The 22,094-nt window shown below is 70.0% G+C and carries 16 protein-coding genes and 3 pseudogenes; 7 read left to right on the forward strand and 12 right to left on the reverse strand.

Annotated elements, in window-relative coordinates:
• Positions 1-662: 662 nt before the first annotated feature.
• The 4 genes and pseudogenes from ACFY0P_RS50355 to ACFY0P_RS50370 all read right to left on the reverse strand — a co-directional run bounded on the left by ACFY0P_RS50355 (position 663) and on the right by ACFY0P_RS50370 (position 3,014).
• Positions 663-1,475: a class I SAM-dependent methyltransferase gene (locus tag ACFY0P_RS50355; protein WP_388929228.1), complete on the reverse strand. Its 813-nt coding sequence runs from the start codon at positions 1,473-1,475 to the stop codon at positions 663-665.
• A 130-nt stretch (positions 1,476-1,605) separates the two neighbouring features.
• Positions 1,606-1,884, reverse strand: a pseudogene (locus ACFY0P_RS50360) (FAD-dependent oxidoreductase); the annotation flags it as partial.
• 131 nt (positions 1,885-2,015) lie between these two features.
• Positions 2,016-2,375, reverse strand: a pseudogene (locus ACFY0P_RS50365) (transposase); the annotation flags it as partial.
• A gap of 21 nt (positions 2,376-2,396) precedes the next feature.
• Positions 2,397-3,014: a CGNR zinc finger domain-containing protein gene (locus ACFY0P_RS50370; RefSeq protein WP_388929229.1), complete on the reverse strand. Its 618-nt coding sequence runs from the start codon at positions 3,012-3,014 to the stop codon at positions 2,397-2,399.
• An 86-nt stretch (positions 3,015-3,100) separates the two neighbouring features.
• Between ACFY0P_RS50370 and ACFY0P_RS50375 the strand changes: the two genes are divergently transcribed.
• Together ACFY0P_RS50375 and ACFY0P_RS50380 are read left to right on the forward strand one after the other, a co-directional pair.
• Positions 3,101-3,892, forward strand: coding sequence for an MBL fold metallo-hydrolase (locus tag ACFY0P_RS50375; RefSeq protein ID WP_388929230.1), 792 nt, complete (start codon positions 3,101-3,103; stop codon positions 3,890-3,892).
• A gap of 196 nt (positions 3,893-4,088) precedes the next feature.
• Positions 4,089-4,256 (forward strand): ester cyclase, encoded by a 168-nt coding sequence (locus ACFY0P_RS50380; RefSeq protein WP_388929269.1) that lies wholly within the window; start codon positions 4,089-4,091, stop codon positions 4,254-4,256.
• 363 nt (positions 4,257-4,619) lie between these two features.
• On the opposite strand, the gene ACFY0P_RS50385 is transcribed toward ACFY0P_RS50380, so the two are convergent.
• Positions 4,620-4,811: a hypothetical protein gene (locus ACFY0P_RS50385; protein WP_388929231.1), complete on the reverse strand. Its 192-nt coding sequence runs from the start codon at positions 4,809-4,811 to the stop codon at positions 4,620-4,622.
• Between the two features lie 356 nt (positions 4,812-5,167).
• On the opposite strand from ACFY0P_RS50385, the gene ACFY0P_RS50390 reads away from it, so the two are divergent.
• A complete protein-coding gene (locus ACFY0P_RS50390; RefSeq protein WP_388929232.1) occupies positions 5,168-5,926 on the forward strand; it encodes a hypothetical protein in 759 nt (252 codons plus the stop codon).
• A gap of 1 nt (position 5,927) precedes the next feature.
• Positions 5,928-6,170: a helix-turn-helix domain-containing protein gene (locus ACFY0P_RS50395; RefSeq protein WP_388929233.1), complete on the forward strand. Its 243-nt coding sequence runs from the start codon at positions 5,928-5,930 to the stop codon at positions 6,168-6,170.
• Here the strand turns inward: ACFY0P_RS50395 and ACFY0P_RS50400 are convergent.
• A pseudogene (locus tag ACFY0P_RS50400) lies at positions 6,148-6,981 on the reverse strand (hypothetical protein). The gene ACFY0P_RS50395 and the pseudogene ACFY0P_RS50400 overlap by 23 nt on opposite strands.
• A 401-nt stretch (positions 6,982-7,382) precedes the next feature.
• The gene (locus ACFY0P_RS50405; RefSeq protein WP_388929234.1) at positions 7,383-8,432 is read right to left on the reverse strand and encodes a LuxR C-terminal-related transcriptional regulator; all 1,050 of its coding nucleotides are present in this window, start codon (positions 8,430-8,432) and stop codon (positions 7,383-7,385) included.
• 275 nt (positions 8,433-8,707) lie between these two features.
• Between ACFY0P_RS50405 and ACFY0P_RS50410 the strand changes: the two genes are divergently transcribed.
• Both ACFY0P_RS50410 and ACFY0P_RS50415 read left to right on the forward strand, forming a co-directional pair.
• Positions 8,708-12,673 (forward strand): S8 family serine peptidase, encoded by a 3,966-nt coding sequence (locus tag ACFY0P_RS50410; protein ID WP_388929235.1) that lies wholly within the window; start codon positions 8,708-8,710, stop codon positions 12,671-12,673.
• A gap of 653 nt (positions 12,674-13,326) precedes the next feature.
• The gene (locus tag ACFY0P_RS50415; protein ID WP_388929236.1) at positions 13,327-16,944 is read left to right on the forward strand and encodes a S8 family serine peptidase; all 3,618 of its coding nucleotides are present in this window, start codon (positions 13,327-13,329) and stop codon (positions 16,942-16,944) included.
• 226 nt (positions 16,945-17,170) lie between these two features.
• On the opposite strand, the gene ACFY0P_RS50420 is transcribed toward ACFY0P_RS50415, so the two are convergent.
• The 5 genes from ACFY0P_RS50420 to ACFY0P_RS50440 all read right to left on the reverse strand — a co-directional run bounded on the left by ACFY0P_RS50420 (position 17,171) and on the right by ACFY0P_RS50440 (position 21,025).
• Positions 17,171-17,668 (reverse strand): universal stress protein, encoded by a 498-nt coding sequence (locus ACFY0P_RS50420; RefSeq protein WP_388929237.1) that lies wholly within the window; start codon positions 17,666-17,668, stop codon positions 17,171-17,173.
• Positions 17,665-18,603, reverse strand: coding sequence for a hypothetical protein (locus ACFY0P_RS50425; RefSeq protein WP_388929238.1), 939 nt, complete (start codon positions 18,601-18,603; stop codon positions 17,665-17,667). The genes ACFY0P_RS50420 and ACFY0P_RS50425 overlap by 4 nt, the downstream gene beginning before the upstream one ends.
• A 96-nt stretch (positions 18,604-18,699) precedes the next feature.
• Entirely contained in the window at positions 18,700-19,035 is a 336-nt protein-coding gene (locus ACFY0P_RS50430; RefSeq protein ID WP_388929239.1) for a carboxymuconolactone decarboxylase family protein, read from the reverse strand.
• Positions 19,032-19,589 carry a hypothetical protein gene (locus ACFY0P_RS50435; RefSeq protein WP_388929240.1) on the reverse strand — a complete coding sequence of 186 codons (558 nt, stop codon included), beginning with the start codon at positions 19,587-19,589 and terminating at the stop codon, positions 19,032-19,034. The genes ACFY0P_RS50430 and ACFY0P_RS50435 overlap by 4 nt, the downstream gene beginning before the upstream one ends.
• Positions 19,590-19,912: 323 nt before the next feature.
• On the reverse strand, positions 19,913-21,025 hold the full coding sequence (locus ACFY0P_RS50440; protein ID WP_388929241.1) for an MFS transporter: 1,113 nt from the start codon (positions 21,023-21,025) through the stop codon (positions 19,913-19,915).
• A gap of 172 nt (positions 21,026-21,197) precedes the next feature.
• On the opposite strand from ACFY0P_RS50440, the gene ACFY0P_RS50445 reads away from it, so the two are divergent.
• Entirely contained in the window at positions 21,198-22,082 is an 885-nt protein-coding gene (locus ACFY0P_RS50445; RefSeq protein ID WP_388929242.1) for a LysR family transcriptional regulator, read from the forward strand.
• Positions 22,083-22,094: the final 12 nt, after the last annotated feature.

Below are 22,094 nucleotides of genomic sequence, written 5' to 3' on the forward strand. Positions count from 1 at the left end.
CTGGAACAGTTCCCACAACTCGTCCGGCACCATGCGCTCAACCATCACCACACAGTGCAGACTACCCAGCACGCCAAATGAGACGGCGTCTTAGGCCTAGGAGGATCCAACTGGCTCCAGCTCATGACCGCCGCCGAGACGAACATCGAGGCCGTCGAGATCCTCGCCGAAGCCGGCCGGACCAAGCGGATCCGCAACACTGCCAGGACCGGCCTCAACCACCGCAGCGAGAGCTGAACTCAGCTCACCCACAACTCTTGACTATTGCTCCAACGACGGTGACGCCACCGCGTAGGGCCGTGTGCGAGGAGGTCGATGCTTCGTGGAGGTAGCGGTAGCCCGTGGCCTGGGAGATGCCGGCGTCTCGGGCCAGGCAGTGTACGCAGCCGCGCTCGCGGAACCAGCGCAGGACGAGAACAGCCTGGCGGAAGGGGCCGAACGCGCGGCTGCCGCGCGGGGTGCCGATGCGCCGTCGGTGGACGGCCAGCAGACGGGACAGGTACTCCACGACGTGGCGCGGGAGTCGAGCCTGGCAGCGTAGGTGACCAAGGTGAGGCCTCTGGCCCAGCAGACGATCTTGGGAGAGAGGCCTGGCCTACCAGAGGTTTCACGTCTGTCTGGGCACAGGGCCCGCATACCCGATCCGCGCTGGATCGAGTGGTTCAAGCCTTCTGGGCGCGGATCGAATAGGTGAGGGGGATCCGCGGAGCGCCTTCAGGATGCCGGTAGATCTCGCCGTCGTGGCTCTCAAGCGACTGGCGTTGGAGGTAGAAGGTGTGGTCGTGCTCGTGGAGGAACTGGATCCGTAGTCCAGCTCCGGCGATCGCCGAGACAACGGTCGACAGACTGTGCCGCCACTCGACGGTGTCGTTGTGCTCGGTCACTGCCGCCTCGTCGGCGTAGGTGCCGGGGCCTCCTGAGGCTTCCGGACCTTCATCGAAGTAGTCGTGTGTGACCGTGCTTCCGGTCTCATCGTCGAGGACGTAGCTGAAGGGATGGAACTCCGCGAGGTACAGGCACCCAGCGGGAGCGAGTAGTTCAGCGACCACCGACGCCCAGCGGCTGATGTCGGGAAGCCAGTTCAGCGCCCCGAAGCTGGCATAGACAATGTCGAAGGTCTCCCCCTCGACCGCCGAGACCGCGTCGTAGACGTCCGCGGTCAGAAAGCGTGCCTTGATACCGAGTTCAGTCGCGAGCCGTGAGGCCGCTTTGATCGCGGGGGGAGAGAAGTCCAGCCCGGTGACCTGCGCTCCTCGTGCCGCCCAGGACAGCGTGTCCCGGCCGAAGTGGCACTGCAGATGGATCAGGCTCTTGCCCCTGACATCCCCCACCTCGGCCGTCTCGAAGTCCTTCAGCGAATCGGGCCGGGCGCGGAACCCCTCCCCGTCGTAGAAGGCAGAGCCCAGATGAATGGGCACCCGCTCGTCCCAGTACGCCTTGTTCAACTCCCGCCAGCGCCCTGCCAGGTCACCCATGAACCCGGACAATACACAAAGGCGGACTGGCGCACTACGCTGCCGGACTCGCCACCCCTTTGGTCGTCATCCGCAGCTCGAACGGTAGTAGAAGGCTCATGAGGATCTTGAACCCAGGGAGTCAGAACGTTCAGTTCCCGGCGAACTTGTTCATCAGGTTCTGAGGTGTGTCGTCGCCCAGGACCTCGTGGAGATCGGGTTGCTCAGCGGCGGATGCGGCGCTTCGGGGGAACATGGCCTGCTCGTACTCAGTGAGCGCGGTCTTCATGTCGTCGGAGTGTGCGGCGATGGCTCGGCCGAGTTCGGCGGCGTCGTACATGGCCAGGTTGGCGCCTTCGCCATTCGGGCCCGTGAGGTGAGCGGCGTCGCCGAGCAAGGTCACCCCCGGTGTCCGGTCCCACCGGTGGTCGTGGGCAGGGTGTGTGGAGGGCAACGCGGCCCCCGCTCCGGGCTCTGGCTGCCGTCGCCTGCGTAGGTCCAGGCGGTCCGGGCTGCCGGGTCGAGCTGCATGACGCGCTCGCGAGACACGCGTTCGCAATGTCAGGCGGCCGGCGTCAGCGTAGTTGACCTCGGCTGGTGCTGGTGTTCGCAGGCGACGGGGCTGAGCTGCCCGTTCGCGGAGTGTCGGCGTCGGGTGTTGTAGCGGGTCAGCCACCGAAAGACGGTGCGCCGGTAGGTGGCGGCGTCACCGTAGTGCCGGGCGCGGCGCAGGGTCTCGCGTTTGAGGGCGGCGTGGAAGCTCCCGCAGGCGGCGTTGTCGGCGCTCGTCCCGACGGCCCCCATGGAGCGTGTGACGCCCAGATCGCGACACAGCTGCGCGTACTCCTTTGATCCGTACTGCAGCCCGTGACCACTGTGGACCACCGCGCCGGTGAGGCCGCCGCGGGTGGCTGCGGCCACGCAACCCTTCGCCGAGAGGGGTCAATCCGCTCCGCTGCTGCGGCGCGCGTAGGCGCGGGCGGCGCGGGCCCGGTCTCCGCAGCGGGTGGAGCACCAGAGGCGCCGGCCGTGTGTGCGCAGGAGGAACCGGTCGCAGGGGGCGGAGCCGCACGCGGCGAGGAGGCCGGCGTCCGGGCCGGTGAGCAGGTCCGCGGCGTCGGCGGCCAGGGTCGCGAGCGCGTGGTTGACGGCCTGGTCGGTGGGGTGGGCGTGGATGCGGCGCAGCCCCTGGGCGCCGTCCCAGGCGAGCAGGGGTGCGGTCGGTACAGCGGTCAGGGCTTCGTTCACCGCGTGCAGGGATTCCTCGGGCGGGGTGGTGGCGTCGACGCGCGCAGTGAACAGGGCTCGGATGTGTCCGCGCAGGGTGCGCATCCGCTGGGCGCACACCTCGTACAGCTGGACGTCCGGGGTGGTCAGGTCGTGTGCGGTGAGCCAGTGCATGGCGGACTCGGGTGCGGCGAGCAGGTCGTAGCCCTGGCCCGCGGGCAGGGTCGCCGTGGTGTCGGCGAAGTCCAGGGACCGGTACCGCTCGGCGCCCGGGGCCGGAGGCAGGGCCGTCTTTGCGATGTCGGCGGGCGGGGTCTCGTTCACGCCTCTCATGGTAGCGCTTGCAGTTTTCCGTGAGGCCTGCCTACCGTGGGATCACGGAAAGGAGCAAATTTTTCGCGAGCAAACGAGGAGACGGCATGTCCCAGCACGACGCCCAGCAGTTCCCGGTCCGCACCTTCGGCGGCCCCACCGCCCTGTTCGAGTACGGCGGCCTGCACTTTCTGACCGACCCGACCTTCGACGGCCCCCGCGACTACGCCACCCCCGGCGCCCCGACCCTGACCAAGACCGCCGGCTCCGCCATCACGCCCGACGAGGTCGGCCCCGTCGACGTGGTCCTGCTCTCGCACGACGAGCACGCCGACAACCTCGACATCTCCGGCCGCGCCCTGCTCGCCGACGTCCCCCTCACCCTCACCACCCCCGGCGGCGGCGAGCGCCTCGGGGCGAAGGCCACGGGCCTGGCCGACTGGGAGTCGGTCGACCTGCAGCGTCCGGGCGGCGGCACCATCACCGTCACCGGCGTGCCCGCCATCCACGGCCCCGGGCGGCGTGAGGAGGTCGAGCCGTTCGCCGGCCAGGTCGTCGGCTTCGTGCTGACGGGTGAGGGGCTGCCGTCGGTCTACGTCAGCGGCGACAACGCCTCGCTCGACGCGGTCAGGGAGATCGCCGAGCGCTTCGCCCCGGTGGACACCGCCCTCCTGTTCGCCGGCGCGCCCTGCTTCCCCGTGCTCTTCGACGGTCGGCCGGTCGTCCTGGACAGCGCCCAGGCCGCCGAGGCCGCCCAGATCCTCGGTGCCCGCCGCGTCGTCCCCGTCCACCACGACAGCTGGGCGCACTACACCGAGGGCCGCAAGGAGCTGGAGGCCGCCTTCGCCGCCGCCGACTTGACCGACCGCCTCGACCAGGACTGGCTCAAGAACGCCTGAGCGCAGACCTTCGTCCGCACACCACAACCTCACGCCGGTCGGGGCTCGCGGCACCCTACGCTCCAACCGGCGTGCGACCATCTGCGCGGCGCTTCACGGCACCGCCCGTTACGACAGAAATGGCCGACCATATGTCCACCGAGACCCGCACGCAGCTCGTGCGCCGCTTCTACCAGGCCCTTGAGGAGGGGGGTTCATCGAGGCGGAGAAGAAGCACGTCGACGCCTTCCCCGGCGTCCGGGTGACGATGATCGACACCGTCGCCGAAGGCGACAGGGTCGGCGCCTGCGCCGTGGTCGAGGGCGCCCAGGGCGGCGACTTCCGCGGAATCCCCCCGCGCGGAGCACACGCGCGTTCTCCATGAACCTGTCCACGATCAAGGACGGGAAGATCATCGAGAAGCAGGCCCACTGCAACCGGGCCGACATCATGGACCAGCTCACGGCCGACCCCAGCGCATAACGCTGTCGCGTGCTGCGGCGCACGCGGCGGCGGCGCGGTCCATGGCGCCGTGGGGCCACCACCAAGCTCACGGGCCGCCTCAACAGCCCGCGAGCGGCACGGCATCGTCACCCGCACGACCTACGCGGAGAGCCCCCCGCGCGTCGAGTACGCGCTGACCCCACAGCGACTCCCAGATCGGGCAGAGCCTCGACATGCGCCCAGCCACCGTGCGGTCTTGGCCGCCGGACCGAACCGGTGGCCCGCTCCGGCGGCCCGCCCGGGCCTACGCCGCACCCGAGTTCTTCCAGCAACTCCGTGATGGTGGTGCCGCGCTCGTCAGCGAGGACACGCCCTCGAAGGGCACGCCGTCGACATCGCCGTACTGCGGATGCTTCTGCTGCTGAAACAGCGGGTCCCCCGCCTTCACGGCCTGCCAGGCGATCGCCGCCGCGTGGGCCGCCGGCCAGTCTCGCAAAAGGCGCCGTCTCGGGAAGGAACCGCCAGTGCGGAAGCCACTTCGAGGGCTCCCTCGCCTCTGGCTCCGCGTTGGAGGCCGCTGAGCGGTCGGCAGTTGTCGGCGTTGGTCATCGTTGAGCGCCCTTCCACGGCCCGAGGACGGCCCGGGAGGGCGCTCGTGCGTCAGTACCGCGTGAGGAGTTCGATCTTCCCTCGGCCCGCTCGGGCTCGCCCCGTGACCGCCGTACGGCACCAGGCGCGGCCCTCCAGGCCCTTGTGCAACCATATCGAATATCGATAGTATCGATTTTCGATGGCGTGCGGGCCTGAATGCACGCACACGCTCGCGAATGTGAGGATGCTTTGGAGTCGCTTGTGACCGGCCCCGCCGAACCGATCGCCCGCGCTAGGCGACTCCCTGACAAACTCGCCGTCCTGATGCTCTTCCTGGCGATCGCAGCACCGCTGTACGGCATCGTCTACGACATCAATGGAGCCACCCAGGCCGGTGCTGACGTCGGCGTGAGCGTACATGTCCGAGCAGTGGACCGCCTCAAGATCCCCCTGCCCGACCATGACATCACCGCCGCACAGGCGGAAGGCCTGGCAGGACGCGAAACGCAGCACGCTCTACGCCAGTACGATGGCGACCCCACCGGCCACACCCTGCACCTCGATGTACCGGGCGCCCGGGGCGCCACCTGGCTGGACGCCGACCTGCCCACAGTCACTCTGAGATCCTGGGGCTCCACCGTGCCCGAGCAGATCCTGGCGCGCGGCGGCACCGCGGTGATCACCGTGTGCGTCGGCGTCGGTGCGTTCCTGCTCCACCGGATCCTGCTGTCGATCGCGGCCGGGCGACCCTTCGAATCCCGCAACCCCAGACGGATCGCCGGCCTGGCCGGAGCGATCTGGGTGGCCGGAGTGGTCCCGGGGGTCCTGACCTGGGCAGCCGCGAGCCTCGTCCTGCACCGCACGGGTCTGGCCGGGCCGGACAGCCCGGTCGTGGCCCCAACTGTGGACCTCATCGGCTCGGTGATCGGGAACCTCCTGCTGCCACTCCTGGTGCTGGCGTTCGCGGAAGCCTTCCACCGCGGCGGTGAGCTGGCCCGGGACGTCGAGGGGCTCGTCTGACATGGCATCCGATGCTGCAGAAGAACCGCACAAGGTGGTCTGCCACCTCGACGCGCTGCTCGCCGAACGCGAGATGACCCTGACCGACCTCGCCGCTCGCGTGGGCGTGACGGTCGTGAACCTCTCGATCCTCAAGAACAACCGGGCCAGGGCCATCCGCTTCTCCACTCTCACCCGGATCTGCGAAGCCCTCGACTGCCGGCCCGGCGACCTGTTCACCGTCACCCCCGCGCCGAACCGGTGACACTCGGGCCGCGCACGGCCAGGCAGCAGGGCGGGCATACGGAAGCCGCGCACACCCCACTGCTCTCGCCAAAGATCTCGTGAAGCGGCGGGCCCTGCATGGCCCTTGTTGAATTTTGCCCTGCATTGAAGCAGAGCGCGGGACGGCGAGTCGTGTTGGAATACGCCTCTGGTGAGGTGACATGGTGCACAGGGATCAGTTCTGCGACCCGCTGCACGGTTTGCTGTTCTCGCTGCCTATCTACTGGTGATGGCACCTCCGGAACGCGGGCCCTTTCGCGAAGCGGTACGACCAGCCGGGCTCCGTCGGCGAGTTGCTCCCGCCAGGCCGGGGTGATGTCCGCGGTGTTGTGTCTGATCACAATGCCGTCGAAGCCGCCGGCCGGGACACGGGCGGGCGCGCCGAGGCAGCCGTCGCCCAGGACGGAGATGACCTGGCCGCCGCCGGCTTCCGCGCACAGCCGCGTGGTGCGGTGGACGACGTACGGGTCGAGATCGACGGTGATCACGCGGCCGTGCGGTCCGAGGACGTGCGCGAGGAGTTCCGCGTTTCACCAGCCGGAGCCGACTTCGAGCACGGTCATGCCCGGCTCCAGCTGAAGCTGTTCGATCATGTCGGCCTGTAGCCAGGCGGCTGACACTGAGCTTACTGCCGACGTGTCGGCTTCCCGGACGGTCACCGCGGATACGTCGTCGTGGTAGGCCGTCTCCAAGGAGGCCTGGGGCATGAACCGGTGCCGGGGTACCTGGCGCAGCGTGGCCTGGACCCGCGGGGAAGGCGCCCAGCCTTTGTCGATCACGGTGTCGGCCATCCGTGCCCACAGCCGTACGGCCTCCGGCGGTTCACCGGGCACCCGGGGGGGCGGTGTCGGCGCACGGGGAGGAGTGGACGGGCGGCAGGCCGGTCAGCGCTCCTGGCCACACTGCGGCCAGTGCGTGCGCGGAGGGCGCGAAGATCTTCCCGAGGGTGGGCAGGGTGTGCAGGTCATGCCACTCCCAGCGTACGAAGTGGTGCGGCTCGGGCAGGCTGAGTTCGCCGCTCCGGCTGGCGGGACGACCCCACGGTCGTACAACCCGCGCCGCCTCGGCGAACGACCTGGCCGCTTCGTTCCCGATCGTCGAACCGGATCGCTGAGCGCAGAACCGGCGGGACGTTCACGGAGACGTCCACCTCCCCGGCTGCCCGAACGGGCGGCTCCACAAGGGTCTAAGGTCACCGGCGAGAAGTCAGCCAGCCGCGCTCCTGGGCGAGGAGCGCGATCTGGAAGTGGTTGCGCGCACCCAACGCCGTTCCGATGTCGCTGATGTCCTTCTGTACGGTGCGCCGGCTCACCCCCAGCGTGCGGGCGATCGAATCCTGCTTCATGCCGAGCGAGAGCAGTCGCAGGACCTCGCGTGCCCGCGGGTTCGGCGTGTCGGAGGCGGGCGCCGGCGGCACTGGGCGTCCCTCCTGTCTCCAGGGCACCCCGTGCGCCCACAGGCTCTCGAACAGCGCTGCCAGCACGTGCAGCAACGTCGGGGAGTGCACCAGCAGTGAGCCGGCCGCCGCGTCGTCCCGCCGCAGGGGCATGATCGCGGTGGTGCCGTCGAAGATCACCAGCTTCATCGGCAGGCCGCTGGACAGTCGCACCTCGCCACCGATCTCCACGCCGCGCCGCACGGTCTCCAGCGATATCTCGTCGGTGAGGGTGTCGCTGTCGTACACCGACCGGAAGCGGACCCCCGTGCGGATCGCCGCCGCCTGTATTGCCAGCCTGTCCGACACCCCGTCGACCGCCGCCACGTACGGCGGCATCACCAGGTGCAGCACCTCCTGCCGCGCCGCTCTCAGCTGATGGGCGTAGCGAGCGGTGACCCGTTCCTCGGTGTCGAGGATCTCGAACTGGTCAGACGCGAAACGGTGGTTGGTCACCGAGATGTGCATCTCGTGCAACAGCTCGGCGTGGGTCTCCAGACTCGCCAGCTCCTCGCGGCGGCGGGCCAGGAGGCTGCCGAGGGCCGGGCGTGGCGGGCTGGCGCTCCAGCGGTCCGCGTGTCCACTGACGCGGACGGCGAGCAGTTCGGCCTCCAGCAGCCGAAGGGCCTGGGCGGCATCGGACGTCGACGCGCCCAGGGCCGCCGCCACCTCGGCGGGAGCCGCCTCCGGATGCGCGACCAGGTACTCCAGGACCCGCCCGGCCAGCGGCGGCAACCCCAGGCCACTCCAGGGGACCTGCGGGATCTGCGGCTCCGCGGCCATCGGGCGGCCCCTGCTGTCGTTCACCGGTGGAAGTGGAGTGATCCTAACCCCGTACCGCGCGCTCCAGGCCGGCGAGGGAGCGTTCCCATGCCGTCATGACCGGGTCCGTAAACCTGCCCCAACCACACCATTTCTGGGCCAACTACCGTCCGGCACACAGCGGCCGCGTCGCGCCAAAGTGCAACTGCGCTCAACCGCACCGGCATTTCCTTGTCCCCGTCGGCACACCCGTCCCAAGGTGATCAGCAACTCTCTGCACCCGCGCCGCCCCGAAGTCCCCGCGCGCAAGGAGCATGTTGATGCACCGACACGTAAGACAGGCAGCCGCCGCGCTGGCCCTGCTGGTCCCTTTGGTGGCGGCCGGCCCAGCCGTGGCCGCGCCCGCCGGCGACCCCGCACCGGCCGCGCCCGCGCAGCACAGCCTGACGCTCGCGGACGGCTCGAAGGTGGTCTGGGCCGACGACGGCACCGGCACCCTCACCGACCCGCAGGGCCGCACCCGCGCCTTCCCGGTGCCGCGCTCGGCCGGCCGCACCGGACTCGGGGCCACGATCACCCCCTCCACCACCGCGCTCACCGCCCGTGCCGAGGCCGCCCGCGGTGCCTCCTACACCCTCGGCACGAAGCAGGGCGCCGCCGCGCAGCAGGCACCCCTACAGCCGATGAACACCGGCCCCGTGAAGCTGCCCGCCGCGGCGAAGGCGGCGCTGCGGCAGGACGCCCGCAGGGCTCCCCAGCCCGGCCCGGCCACCGGCCTGCCCGGCAACGACGGCCTCAGTACGTCCTTCCAGTCCTACCTCAACGCCCAAGGCGTGGATGCCGCCGGCGCCTTCGCTGACGCGGCCGCCTACCTGCACGCCCTGCCCGGCGCCGGACAGATCGTCACCAACGTCTCCATCGGCGACCTCACCGACCAGTCGATGGCCGACGGCGGTGACGACTACGTACGGGTGTACGGTCCCACCACCGTCGTCAAGAACGGCCGGCGCTACCTCGACGAGCCGTCGATGCCGCTCATCCCCACCTACACGGCTGACAACGACGGCAAGCTGGACCCCCTCGGCTCGACCGAGGGGCAGGATCCGAACCTCGGCGAGGTGCTCCTCGACTTCTCGATGATGGCCCCGCTCCCGCACGACCGGCAGCGCCCCGGCGCCACCGGCAGCGGCGCCACCGACCTGCTCGGCATAGCCCCCGGCGCCCAGTACCGTCTCGTCGTGCCGCAGGAGGCCAGCTACGAGGGCATCACCGCCGCGCTGAAGGCCGCCGCGAACCAGAAGCCCCGGCCGGACGTCATCACCGCCAGCCTCGGCTTCGGCACCGACGAGCAGATCGGCTTCCCCGGCCGCTACCTGGAGGACGACCCGACGATCCGGGCCACCCTGGCCTCCATCGTGAAGTCCGGCATCGCCGTGGTCGTCTCCTCCAACGACGGCACCCGGCTCGCCCTGCCCGTCTCCGTGGGCCCCGACGGCGGCAGCACCCCCACCGACACCACCACCAAGGCGAGCGCCCAGACCGACATCGACGACGTGGAGCCCACCACCACGCCCTCGAAGGTGGTCGACAGCGGCGTCATCGCAGCCGGTGCCACCACCACCGACGACACACTGAGCTCCGCCGACACCCGGCAGGGCGTCTACCCGACGACCCGCTACAACGGTTCGGCCGCCTACTCGTCCGGTTTCGGCACCCGCATCGACCTCGCCGCTCCCGGTGACAACCTGCCGTCCCTCATGCACGTCTGCACTTCCAGCCCCTGCAAGGCGCAGGATGTGGAGGTCGTCCTGAACGGCGGCACCTCTGCCTCAGCCCCTGAGATCGCCGCCGCCGTGGCCGACGTGCTCCAGGCCGCCAAGGCCACCCACCAGAGCCTGACCCCGCGCCAGGTCCGCGACCTGCTCGTCTCCACGGGCAACTCCATCGCACAGCCCCCGCAGGCCGATCAGCCGCTCACCGTGGGAACCCAGCTCGACGTGACCCGCGCCGTGGAAAGGGTCCTCGCCAAGACCTACCGCATCGCGCCCCGGCCCGTGCGGCTCTCGGTGGCCCAGCGGCAGCTGCTGCCCACGCAGTACGGCACCGCCTTCACCGAGTCCACCGACCCCACGGCGATCGACCTGGCAGGGCCCGCGGACGGCAACGGGACGCCGACCGGCCAGAACGCCGTCTCGCCGATCACCCTCGGCCTGGACATGACCGGCGACCTCAGTGGCCTGACCTACCGGGTCAGGGTCGGCGACAAGGGCGTGTTCACCGCAAGGACGCCAAGCCTGCGCCTCACACCCGCCCAGGTGCTGGGCGCCGCCGGGCTGCCGCTCGCCTCCGACACCCCCCGCAGCGTGCCCGTCACCTTCCAGGCGCTGCGGGGCGGCAAGGTGGCCGGCGAACTCTCGCAGCGTCTGACCTTCCTCGCCGGCGACGGCACCTACGCCCAGGCGCTCGCCCCGGCGGCCCCCGGAACTGCCCCGCTCGGCCGGTCCGTCACCGTCTCCTATGACCTCACCGGCCTCCGCGGCGCGGACAGCCCGCGCCTGGTGCTCTCCTCCGTCGGCCACTACTCCCCCAGCGCTGCGGTGGACGACTTCAACGTCCAGTGGTCCGCGCCGCTCACCCGGACCAGGGGCACCGTGACGATCCCCGCCTCCGCCTTCGCTGCGGGCGGCGCCGGACTCTACGGCGTCGGCATCCGGCAGGCCGATCTCTACGGAGTGCTCCCAATCTACGGCGACTTCCGCGCCCTGCGCATCGGGCCCGCCGCCGACGAACGGCCCGACGCCCCGCTGCTGACCACGGACGGCCACACCCGTGCGCACGCCGCCGACACCGCCCGTAGCGCGCCGAGAGTGACCGTGAACTGGGACGCGACCGGTGTACACGGCGCGGACGGCGCCGAGTTCGAGGTGATGTCGCCCGGCCCCACGCTCTACGGCTCGCTGAACACGGTCACCAACCAGAACGGCAGCCACCGCGACGACGACGGCTTCAACCACCCGTCCACGCTCACCGTCAGGCTGCCCGCGGTGAAGGGCCACACCGTACTGGACCTGTCGGCGCTCAAACTGCCGACCGGGCTGCAGTACCCGGTGCGGGTGCTCGCCACCCGGCACGGCTCGCCGATCGGCCAGGCGTCCCCGACGTCCTTCCTGCAGTACCGCGACGGCGACCAGGTCCCCGGCACCGTGGAGAGCTTCACCGTCTCCGGCGGCAAGGCGCTGGTCTCCACCGACACCTTCACCCTGACGGGCGGCGACGAGGTGTACCACCTGGACCGTTCAGCCACCACCGGCTACGACCTCACCACCGGCACCGCCGGTGACTCCTTCGCCGAGTCCACCGACGGGCAGACGATGCAGGAGGTGCTCGGTACCGACCCGGCCAGCGGCCACGCCCTGATCATCCACACCCCGTTCGCCGGTTCGAACGCCAGGATCGACGTGGAGAACCCCGCGACCGGCGCCCCGGTGAAGGTCACCGCTCTCTCCGACCTGATCAGCGGCACCGCCTACCTTGAGGGCGGCACCGTCGACACGGCCCGCCATCGCGGCCTGGTCACCACCTACGAGCCGGACAGCGGCCTCAGCCGGGTCTGGCCGGTCGACATGAGTACCGGACAGGTCGGTAAGTCGCTGGCGCTCAACCCGAACAACCTGTACCGCTCCTACAACAACGTTTCGGTGGACGCCTCCACCGGCGAGGTGTTCGTCGCCACCGCCGGAACGATGGGCCCGTGCCTGGGCGGCCGCGTCTCCTACGGCGCGGTCGGCGCGGACTTCAGCACCGGCACCGTCACCCCCGTCGCCTCGCTGCCGCAGTGCGTCTCGGCGTTGCTGCCCGACGGCAAGGGCGACAAGGTCTACGCAGGCGTCGGCGCCGCCCAGCCCAATCCCGAGGGTGGTGATTTCCCCACCAGCACCTGGCTGACCGCCGACCAGAAGACACTCACCCCGTCCACCACGGTCGACACCGGCACCCACGGCCCGGTCTGGCCGACCCTGGACACCACCCACCAAATCGCCGTGGAGGCGAGCCTCTACGAGAGCGGAGTCGAGACAGACAACAACGCCATGAGCGAGATCACCGTGCTGAACCCGGCGACCGGCGAGGTGCTGGCACGCCACGCGGTGGCCAACCTCGTGAACTCCACCATCGCCGGCTCCAACTTCGAGTTCACCGGCCGCCAGGGACTCTTCCTGGATCCGCACACCCGCACGGGGTGGGTCCTGAACGGCTGGGGCACGGGGCTGGAGCAGTTCTCCTACTGATGTCCAAGCCCGGGCGAGTCCCGAAACCCCCGGCGGGCCCTCGCCCTTCGAGCGGACGACGCCGCTTCCAGGACACGCCGGGGCAGGAGTACGGCCCCGCCCCGGCCCGAGACGCACACCGGTGCCCGCGCCCGCGTAGTCCCGCCGTACCGGCGGCCACGTGTCTGACGTCATGGCGGACACGTGGCAGCCGCCGGACGCAGGCAGGTCATGACTCCCCCTCCGTTCCTGGACGGGGACCGGTTTCTCGGGCGCGTCCGTGACGATGCCCGATTCGGCGGCTGCCGCGTCGTCCCCAACTGCTCTGGTCCAGCTGCCGTAGGCAGCCTCGGCCCTGCGAGTGTCCGCACACATGGCAGGCAGGCAGTTCAGATTTCAATTTCTACTTTCCTTGTGCCGATGATCAGATTCGGTCCCTCAGTGATCCAGGAGTGAGTGTGCATTCTCTGTTCGCGCGAAGATCGGGTGGTTTGGCAGCGGCAGTCCTCGCCGCCGCGCTGACCGCCCCCGGGACGGCCCACGGAGCGACTCCTCGTCCGGCCCCGCAAGCCGTGGGCGACAGGTCCCCCGGAGCGCGGGGCCTGCCGGTCACGGTGACACTGATCACCGGCGACAGGGTGACGGCGATTCAGGAGCCTGACGGATCGGTGTCGGTGGACGACATCAAAGGTGTAACCAAAGCGGACGCCTCGGCGCGCGTCGTGGTCGAGGGCCGGGACACCTTCGTGTATCCCGACAGCGCCATGCCCTACATCGCGGCGGGACGGCTCGACAAGCAGCTCTTCGACATCACCCAGTTGACGGCCCAGGGTTACGACGACGCCCATATGAGCTCCCTCCCGTTGATCGTCACGCACTCTCCGGCCGGGAGCGGTGCCCCCGGCGGGCGGCTGCGGTCCGACGGTCCGCTGCCGGGAGCGAGAACGACCCTGGCTCTCCCGTCCGTCCACGCAGAGGCCGTCGAGGCTCGGCGGTCGACGACACCCGTCTTCTGGGACGCCCTGACCGGCGACGGCGGACGGGCCGCCCTGCGGACGGCGGGGAGGACCGACGCGGCTTCCGGCGGAACGACGGGACCCTCCTTCGCGGCGGGTGTCGACAAGGTGTGGCTCGACGGCAGGGCGCGGGCGGACCTTGCGGACACCACGACGCAGATAGGCGCTCCCGCGGCGTGGAAAGCGGGGGCGACCGGCGCGGGCGTCCGGGTGGCGGTGCTCGACTCGGGTGTGGACGCCACACATCCGGATCTGGCCGACCGCATTGTGGGGGCTCGTAGTTTCGTCGAGGGAGAGGACGTCGCCGACCGCAACGGACATGGGACGCACACCGCGTCCACGGTGGCCGGAACGGGAGCCGCCTCCGGCGGAAAGGAGCGCGGAGTCGCCCCCGGCGCAGACCTGATAGTCGGCAAGGTCCTGGACGACAGCGGATCGGGCCCCATATCCGGCATCATCGCCGGCATGGAGTGGGCGGCACGGACCGAGCACGCCAAGGTCATCAACATGAGCCTGGGCACGCCGGCGTGGCACACCCAGGACGACCCGCTGAGTCAAGCGGTCAACCAGCTCAGTGCGGAGACCGGCGCCCTCTTCGTCATCGCCGCGGGCAACTCCGGGAACAACCCGTACAGCGTCAGCGCACCGGGAACGGCGGACGCCGCCCTCACCGTCGGCGCGGTGGACTCCACCGACCACCTCGCGGACTTCTCCAGCGCGGGACCGCGGATGAACGACGACGCTCTCAAGCCCGACCTCACCGCTCCGGGGGTGGACGTGCTGGCCGCCCGCTCGCAGCTGATGAGCTCGGGCGAGGGCTACTACCGTACGGACAGCGGCACTTCGATGGCCGCTCCGCATGTCGCCGGGGCAGCGGTGCTGCTGGCCCAGAAGCATCCGACCTGGACCGGCCGGCAGATCAAAGACGCCCTGATGAGCACCAGCGCCCGAACCCCCGGCTACAGCCCCTACCAGGCCGGCACCGGCCGACTCGACGTGGGCGCCGCGTACCTTCAGGACCAGATCGTCGCGAGCGGGTCTGTCGACGCAGGGCTCGTCCCCTGGTCGAAGGACCGGAAGCCGAAGCCGGTGAAGCGGCAGATCACCTACACCAACACGACCGGGCACCCGGTCACCCTGCGCCTCCAGGTGGACCGCGGAGACGCGCCCGCAGGGGTGTTCACCCTCGCGGCCGACCGGGTCACCGTGCCGGCGCGCGGAACCTCGACGGTGACCCTCGTGGCAGATCCCCGGGGGCTGCGGCCGGGACAGTACGCCGCCCAGATCACCGCCGGCTTCGCGACCGGCGCCGTGCACACCGCCGCGGGTCTGTCCGTCGAGTCCGAGAAGTACGGTCTGACGGTTCACCTCAAGGACCGGGCGGGCAAGCCCGTCAGCGGCGAGGTCGAGATCACGGGAGCCGACGGGAAGACCACGATCATGTGGGTCCCGAACGGCACTCTCACCAGCCGCTGGGCCCCCGGCACCTACACCGTCGTCTCCACCTTGGACGTGACGGGCCGCAACGGACCGCACTCCCTGGGATACGCCGTACTCGCCGCTCCCGAGCTGAAGCTGACGTCCGACACGAACATCGACCTGGACGCGTCACGCATCCGCCGGATCAAGGTGGCCACGCCCAAGCCGACTTCGGTCACCACCGCCAGGATCGACCTCTACCGTTCCTTCACCTCCAGCCTGCCGACGCCCGTCGACGACCGGGCGCTGCACGAGATCCTCATGCCCTCACCCGCGTACGACAGCCTCTGGGCGCTTCCCAGCAAGGGCGAGGTGACCCAGGGCTGCTTCGTCTTCACCACCCGGATCCGCGCCAAGCAGACGCCGCTGACCATCACCTACGACGGGCACCGCCTGGATGACGCATTGCTGGTTCAGCCGGGATCCGCGTCGTTCCACGACGGCTCCACCCACGTGGACGCGGTCTTCGCCGGCAACGGCGCGCCCGTCGACTACACCGGCCTGCACGCCCGCGGCAAAGCCGTCGTCGTCCGCCGCAGTGACGAGGTGACGCCGGCAGACCAGGCGGCCGCGGCGCATGCGGCGTCGGCGGCCATGCTCCTCGTCGTCAACGAGGGCGACGGCCGTGGGTACGACTGGTACGGCGATCCGGACCAGAGGACAACCGGCCCCCTCCCGGTCGCCTCGGTCGCCCAGGACGACGGAGAACGCTTGATCCGCACCCTCACAGCCACCGGAAAGAGGGGGGCCGGTCTGGCAGTCGAAGCCCATCCCGCACCGGCGTACCTGTACGACCTGGCCGACTACCATCGGGGAGGAGTGCCGCAGGACCCCTCGCCGGACACGGACCCCGGCAGCCTGGCCCGCATCGACAACACCTTCTCCGCGCCCGCCGGCAAGCAGATCCTCGAGAGCCGGGAAGACAGCCCGTCGTACGAATACTGGCCTGCCGCCTACCCCTACTCCGTGTACGGGGGAACGCGCGTTCCTCCGTTCCCGCGGGAACCGGTGGCCGCCCGGCACCGCACCGACTGGGTCTCCGCCGGAAACGGCGTCAAATGGCAGCAGTACGCGTCCATCGACGGATGGTCGACCTTCACCGACATCACGAGCTACCGACCGCGCAGCGTCCACGGCGAGCACTGGTTCGGCCCCATCACCCGGCCACGGATGCTCAGCTTCGAGGTCCCGCACCGTGTCGGAGACGCCATGGGCGGCACACTCGCCGGATTCGGCGACGGGGGCTCCGCCCACAGCGGTGACACGGGCCTGATGTCCCGGAGCTTCGCGCTCTACCAGGGCGACAGGCTCCTGATGCAGAACGGCCCGCGGCCCGACTTCGGAGTCGGCGACCTCGCACCCCAAAAGCTGCCGTACCGGCTCGTCGCCGACACGCAGGGAAACCCCGACCTGACCCCCTACTCCTCGACCACGCACACGGAGTGGACGTTCGTCTCCGGCAGCGCCGACAACCAAGCCATCCCTCTGGCCCAACTCGACTACGGAACGGACCTGGACGGCAGGGGGCGTGCGGCACGCACCTCGGACTTCTCGGTCGACCCCGTCGTGGTCGGAAGCGACGCCGTGAAGGACGCCGTCACAGCGGTCGGACTGGAGGTGTCCTATGACGACGGCGCCTCCTGGCATCGGCAAGTCCTGAAGGACGACCAGGGCTCATGGCGGACCCGGCTCCACGCCCCGGCCCGGGCGACCTACGTGTCCATCCGTGTCACGGCCGAGCAGCGAAGCGGCGGCGGTGTCCGGCAGACCATCAACCGGGCCTTCGGCCTCAGGTGACCTTCGCGAGCGGCCGGAGTCCACGCCGACGACGGCATCCGGGCACCGGCCGCTCCAGAGGTCCACACGAAACGCACGGATGCCCGTGCCGGCGGGCCGGTGTCCAGGCTCCGCTCACGCGCAAGGAACTGGCCCACGCTCTTTGCCGCACCCCATCCGGTGGCAGGGTGCCGGTAGGGGTGGGACTCAGGCGCCTTCCTGCCCTCGTGTGCTTCGTCGCCTGCGGTCATCGTGCCGTCTCCGTCACTGGTACTGTGCGGTCCGCGCCGGGCGCGGCAACCGGCGGGAGGCCGTCACCGTGGATGATCAAAGTGGGACAGGGGGCGTGCTCGGCGCAGGCAGCACTGACTGATCCCAGCAGGAGACCGGTGAAGCCGCCGTGCCCCCTGCTGCCGAGGACAAGCATTCGGGCACCGACACTCACATCGAGCAGGGCGGCGGTGGCGGCGCCCGCAGCAACAGTCTTCTTGAGGTCCTTGGGCGGGGTGGTGCCGAACACCTCGTCGCAGCACTCGGACAACATGGCGCCTGCCTCGGCGGCGGGATCCCAGTCATCGGCTATGCCGGTCCAGGAAGGGGGGTTCTGCCAGGCGGTCGCCACCTCCAGTACCCCTCCCATCATCGAGGTCATGTAACTGCCCCAGGCCAGAGCCTGTTTGGAGGACGGGGAGCCGTCGACGCCCACGACGATCCGCGGGGGCGTGTCAGGTGTCGACTGGTTCATCGGCGTTCGTCCTTCGTGTGGGCCGGAAGGCGGCGGCGCGAGGAAGAAAGAGACTGGGGCGCGCTACCGGCGCGGCAGGCGTCCGCGCATACGTCCACAGCGGGGCCGCTCGGAGTAGCAGAGGGAACCTCTTGGCTGGCCGGGATCCGGCCGGACCAGCGCCCGAGAGTGCCGGCGAAGGCGAGTGAGGCGAGGAGCATGACTGCCGCGCCGTACTCGTAGGCGGCTCTTTCCACGCCACCGCCGTACACAACGAGTAGTCCAGTAATGATCGTCGGCAGGCCGAAGCCGAGGTAGGAGATCAGATACATGACGGACAGCAGGCCCGACCGCTGCTGTGGTTCGGCAAGTGGCACGACCGTGCGGATGCCGCCCTGGAAACCGGCTCCGAACCCGACACCGGCGATCGCCGTGCCGACGAAGAACAGACCGGCGGCGCCGAGCGTGACGGACACCAGGGTGGCCCCCACTCCGACGATGAGAGCCAGCGCCCCCACCCGCATGGTGGTGCGCGGAGGGGCGTTGCGCAGCACGAGGACGGTCAGGGCACCGCAGGCCGTCAGCGTGGACAGGGCAAGTCCGCCCAGCAGCGCACCCTGTCCGGGGATGACGCGATGGACCAGCGCAGGGCCCAGAGAGCCGTAGAACCCGGCCAGCGCCCAGACGGCTACTACCACCGCGGCGGCCCTCACGAGCGGAGCGTGCGCCTGCGCGGGCACGGTCCAGCTCACCCGCACCACGGCGTACACACCGAAGATCACCGTGGTGGTGATCGGCGAGAAGTGCCACTGCCGCTGGTAGGTGGCATACAGCGGGGTGGGAGCGCTCGCCCCGGCGAGGAAGAAGACCACGACCGAGGCTTGGAGGCAGAACGCCTGCCAGGGAGCAAGCTGCCGGGTCCGCGGGCGAGCCGTCCGGCCCTCGTCTGTCGTCATCGGGACTCCTGTTGCGCGGGACGCGCGGATGCGGGCCTCGACGTACGTGGAAGGACGGGGAACGGGCGGTGGCCCGCGGACTCGGGGTGTGCGATCTCAGTCCAGCAGCGTGTGGGCCGCGATGGCCGAGGCGCTGATGGCTGCCGGGAAGCCGGCGTAGAACGCGATGTGGGTGATGATCGCCGCCAGTTCGGCCTGTGTCACGCCGTTGTCGACGGCCCGCCGCAGTTGCGCGGGCAGCTCTTCGGGGCGGTAGAGCGCCGCGACCGCGGCGACGGTGGCGATGCTGCGGTCCCGGGGACTGAGCGCGGGATCCGCCCACACCTGGCTGTACAGCGGGTCCTCCACCAGCTCGGTGAGGGCCGGGGTGAAGGCACGGGCCATGTCCCGGGGCGAGGCAGGAGTGGAGGGGATGTTGGGCTGCGTGGTCACTGTGCGCTCCGTGCCAGGGCGTGGCGGGCGATGCTCGCGGCGAACAGCGGTGTCTCCCGCCGGTTGTGATCACCGGAGGCGGCCTGCCGTGCGGCAGCGGCCTGTTCGAAGGTGATGCCGTTGTTCTCGTTGAACTCCAGGAACTCCTGGGTGGGGTGGCTGGTGACCTGGTTGGTGTAGGTGACGGTGCCGTCGCCGTTGTCCTGGACCGACAGATCCCAGATCACCTGGACCGTCGTCCAGCCGTGCGGGGTGAGGACATCGGAGAGGGACACCATGTGGCAGTGGTGCTTCTCGGCGACCTCGGCGACGTAGTGCTGGATCACCAGGCCCGTGCCGATCATCTCCACGTTGATCGACATCGGCCGGCCGTCGTCGGTCGTGGTGTAACCGGCCGCCTTGTGGTCCGGCGGAGCGCAGCGCTGGTACTCCGCGTCCGGGAGGTTCAGCAGCCAGTCGGCGATGTCGATCGCCTCCCACGGCGCGTCCAGCGGAGCGTGCTCCGTCGAGGTGGAAAGGACCAGATCGGCCAGGACCTTCTTCGCATCACTCATGGTGTATTTCCTTCTGTGAGGGCCACGGCTGTAGCCGGGCCGCCTTGTGCAGGTCATGGCCGACCGGAGACTGCCGGTGTGACCGTCCTTGGTGATCCGTCGACTGACCTGCGGCCATCGACCGGGGGGGAGAGAGGTGTGGGGGCTCGCCGTCTTTGAGCCGTCACCGTAGAACCGGTGGACAAGGGGTTCATGCTCGTCAGTGCACGGCCGATGTACCCCCAGTGCACGGCGCGTCAAGCACTCGAAGGAGCAGGTCATCAGAGTGCGGGCGAGATCGATGGACCGGTGGGCGTCTCGGTCACGAGGCCCTCAACCCGGCGCTACGTTCTGACCGCGAACCCGGCTCCCAGTGCGGCCAGGGCTGCGGCGACCAGCGCGGTGAGCGTCCAGCCGCCGCGCGCGAACAGCAGTGCCCCTGCCGCGGAACCGAGCGACCCGGCCGCGAAGTACGCCGTCATGTAGAGGGTGTTGAGGCGGGCGCGTGCCTCGGGATGCTGTGTGAGGGCGTGGGTTTGGTTGGCGACGTTGCTCACACGGGCACCGGAGTCCAGCAGTAGTGCCCCGACGATGAGGGCACCGGCCGACAGACCCCACAGACCGGCGATGAGGAGGCCGAGAGCCATCGTCCCCGCAGCCGCCACCGCGAGACGTCGCCGCATACGGCCGTCGAGGAACCGGCCGATGGCCAATACCGTGGCGGTGCCGACGACGCCCACCAGGCCCAGCAGTCCGGCACTGGTGGTCGACCAGCGGTGCGCCGGGCCGGTCACATACAACGTCACCGCCGTCCAGAAGACGTTGAAGCCGGCGAAACCGGCAGCCGCCGTCAGCGCCGCCCAGCGCAGGCCGCGCTGACCTCGCAGGAGCGGAAGAAGCGAAGCCAAAAGGGCCCGGTAGCGCAGCCCGTGGCGCACGGGCGGTTCGGGCAACCCTCGCAGCGCAAGGTGCACGACCAGCGTCATCAGCGCCGACAGCACATACACCGACCGCCAGCCGAGGAGACCGTCGACCGCCCCGGCGATGACCCGGGCACCCACGATGCCGCCGAAGAGGCCGGCCGTGATGCGGGCCGTGGTGCGCCCCACGGCCTCCCGCGGCGCCAGCGACGCTGCGGCCGGCATCAGAGTCTGTGCCAGCACGCTCGTTGCTCCCAGCAGCACCGATGCCGCCGCGAACAGCGGGTAATCGGTGGCGGAGGCCGCGAGCGCCAGCGCGATCAACCTGCCCGCGTTCAACCAGCCCATCAGCCGGTGCAGCCCGGTCCTTTCCAGAGCGGGCACCACCAGCAGCAGCCCGGCCGCGTAGCCGACCATAGTGATCATCGGCAGCAGTCCGGCGAGTGCATCGGAAACAGCGAAGGAGGCGGCCAGTGGCCGCAGGAGCGGCTGCAGGTAGTAGACGTTGGCGACGCTCACGCCGGCCGCGATCGACATCCATGTCACCTGCCCGTTGCTGAGTCCGGGCCGGCCAGGGGAGTCCGCAAGCTTCGTCTTCATCCCGTCGAGGCGCTTCGGCGCCTGTGTCACGTCTGCCATGCCTCTACAGTGGAGATAAACGAGCAAGAGGTCAAAGACTAGTTCTTGATGCAATTGATAAATGAGGTTAATGATGGAGTTGAGGACCTTGCGGGTCTTCGTGGCCGTGGCCGAGGAGCAGAGCTTCACCCGCGCCGCCGAGCGGCTGTCGGTGGCACAGCCCGCTGTCAGCCACCAGATCCGATCCCTGGAGAAGGAACTCGGCGAAGCGCTCTTCGAACGCAGCACACGCAGCGTCCGCCTGACCGAGGCCGGCCGGGTGCTGCTTCCCCTGGCCGGCCAGACCCTCGCCGACGCCGACAGGGTGACCGCCGAATTCGCCTCCCGCGCCGCCCTGGTCACCGGCACGCTCGTCCTGGGCACCGTGGACGGGGCCGAGCACACCACCCTGCCCGCACTCCTTGGCACCTTCCACCGCCAGCACCCGGGCGTCGCCGTACAACTCGTCGAAGGGCGCAGCGCCGGACTCATCTCGCGCGTGGAAGACGGCGAACTGGACGCCGCCGTGGTGGCCCTGCCGCAGCAGCCCCTGGCCGAAGACCTGCGCAGCGTGGTCATGCTCGAGGACGAGATCGTGGCTGTCGTACCGGCAGACTCTCCGCTGGCAGGCCGGCAGAACATGCCCATCGAGCTGCTGTCCGGCAAGACCCTGATCAGTTACGACCCCGACAGCGGACTACGGCCACGACTGCAGGTCGCCTTCGATGCCGCCGGCATCGCCTTCGCCACCCAGTACGCAACCAACGACGGGGGCCTGCACGCCGCCCTGGTGGAAGCCGGAGTCGGCATCTCCCTCACCGTGAGCACCGACCGGGCGCTCATCGGAAACCCTCGGATCCGTGCCGTCCCGATCAGTCCCTCCCTCACCTACCGCAAAGCACTGATCTGGCGCGGCATCCCCCTGCCCACCCGGCCACTCCAAGCCCTCCTCGCCCTTCGCCCCACAGCACCCTGACAACGTGCCCCA

The organism is Streptomyces sp. NPDC001714, assembly GCF_042892755.1.
Taxonomy (GTDB): domain Bacteria; phylum Actinomycetota; class Actinomycetes; order Streptomycetales; family Streptomycetaceae; genus Streptomyces.

Bases quoted from the DNA above. Each gene is read 5' to 3' on its own strand.
- ACFY0P_RS50410 (WP_388929235.1), top strand. From the start codon at position 8,708: ATGCACCGACACGTAAGACAGGCAGCCGCCGCGCTGGCCCTGCTGGTC.
- ACFY0P_RS50355 (WP_388929228.1), bottom strand. From the start codon at position 1,475: ATGGGTGACCTGGCAGGGCGCTGGCGGGAGTTGAACAAGGCGTACTGG.
- ACFY0P_RS50440 (WP_388929241.1), bottom strand. From the start codon at position 21,025: ATGTCGATCGCGGCCGGCGTGAGCGTCGCCAACGTCTACTACCTGCAG.
- ACFY0P_RS50425 (WP_388929238.1), bottom strand. From the start codon at position 18,603: ATGACGACAGACGAGGGCCGGACGGCTCGCCCGCGGACCCGGCAGCTT.
- ACFY0P_RS50445 (WP_388929242.1), top strand. From the start codon at position 21,198: ATGATGGAGTTGAGGACCTTGCGGGTCTTCGTGGCCGTGGCCGAGGAG.
- ACFY0P_RS50375 (WP_388929230.1), top strand. From the start codon at position 3,101: ATGTCCCAGCACGACGCCCAGCAGTTCCCGGTCCGCACCTTCGGCGGC.
- ACFY0P_RS50435 (WP_388929240.1), bottom strand. From the start codon at position 19,589: ATGAGTGATGCGAAGAAGGTCCTGGCCGATCTGGTCCTTTCCACCTCG.
- ACFY0P_RS50370 (WP_388929229.1), bottom strand. From the start codon at position 3,014: ATGAGAGGCGTGAACGAGACCCCGCCCGCCGACATCGCAAAGACGGCC.
- ACFY0P_RS50395 (WP_388929233.1), top strand. From the start codon at position 5,928: ATGGCATCCGATGCTGCAGAAGAACCGCACAAGGTGGTCTGCCACCTC.
- ACFY0P_RS50420 (WP_388929237.1), bottom strand. From the start codon at position 17,668: ATGAACCAGTCGACACCTGACACGCCCCCGCGGATCGTCGTGGGCGTC.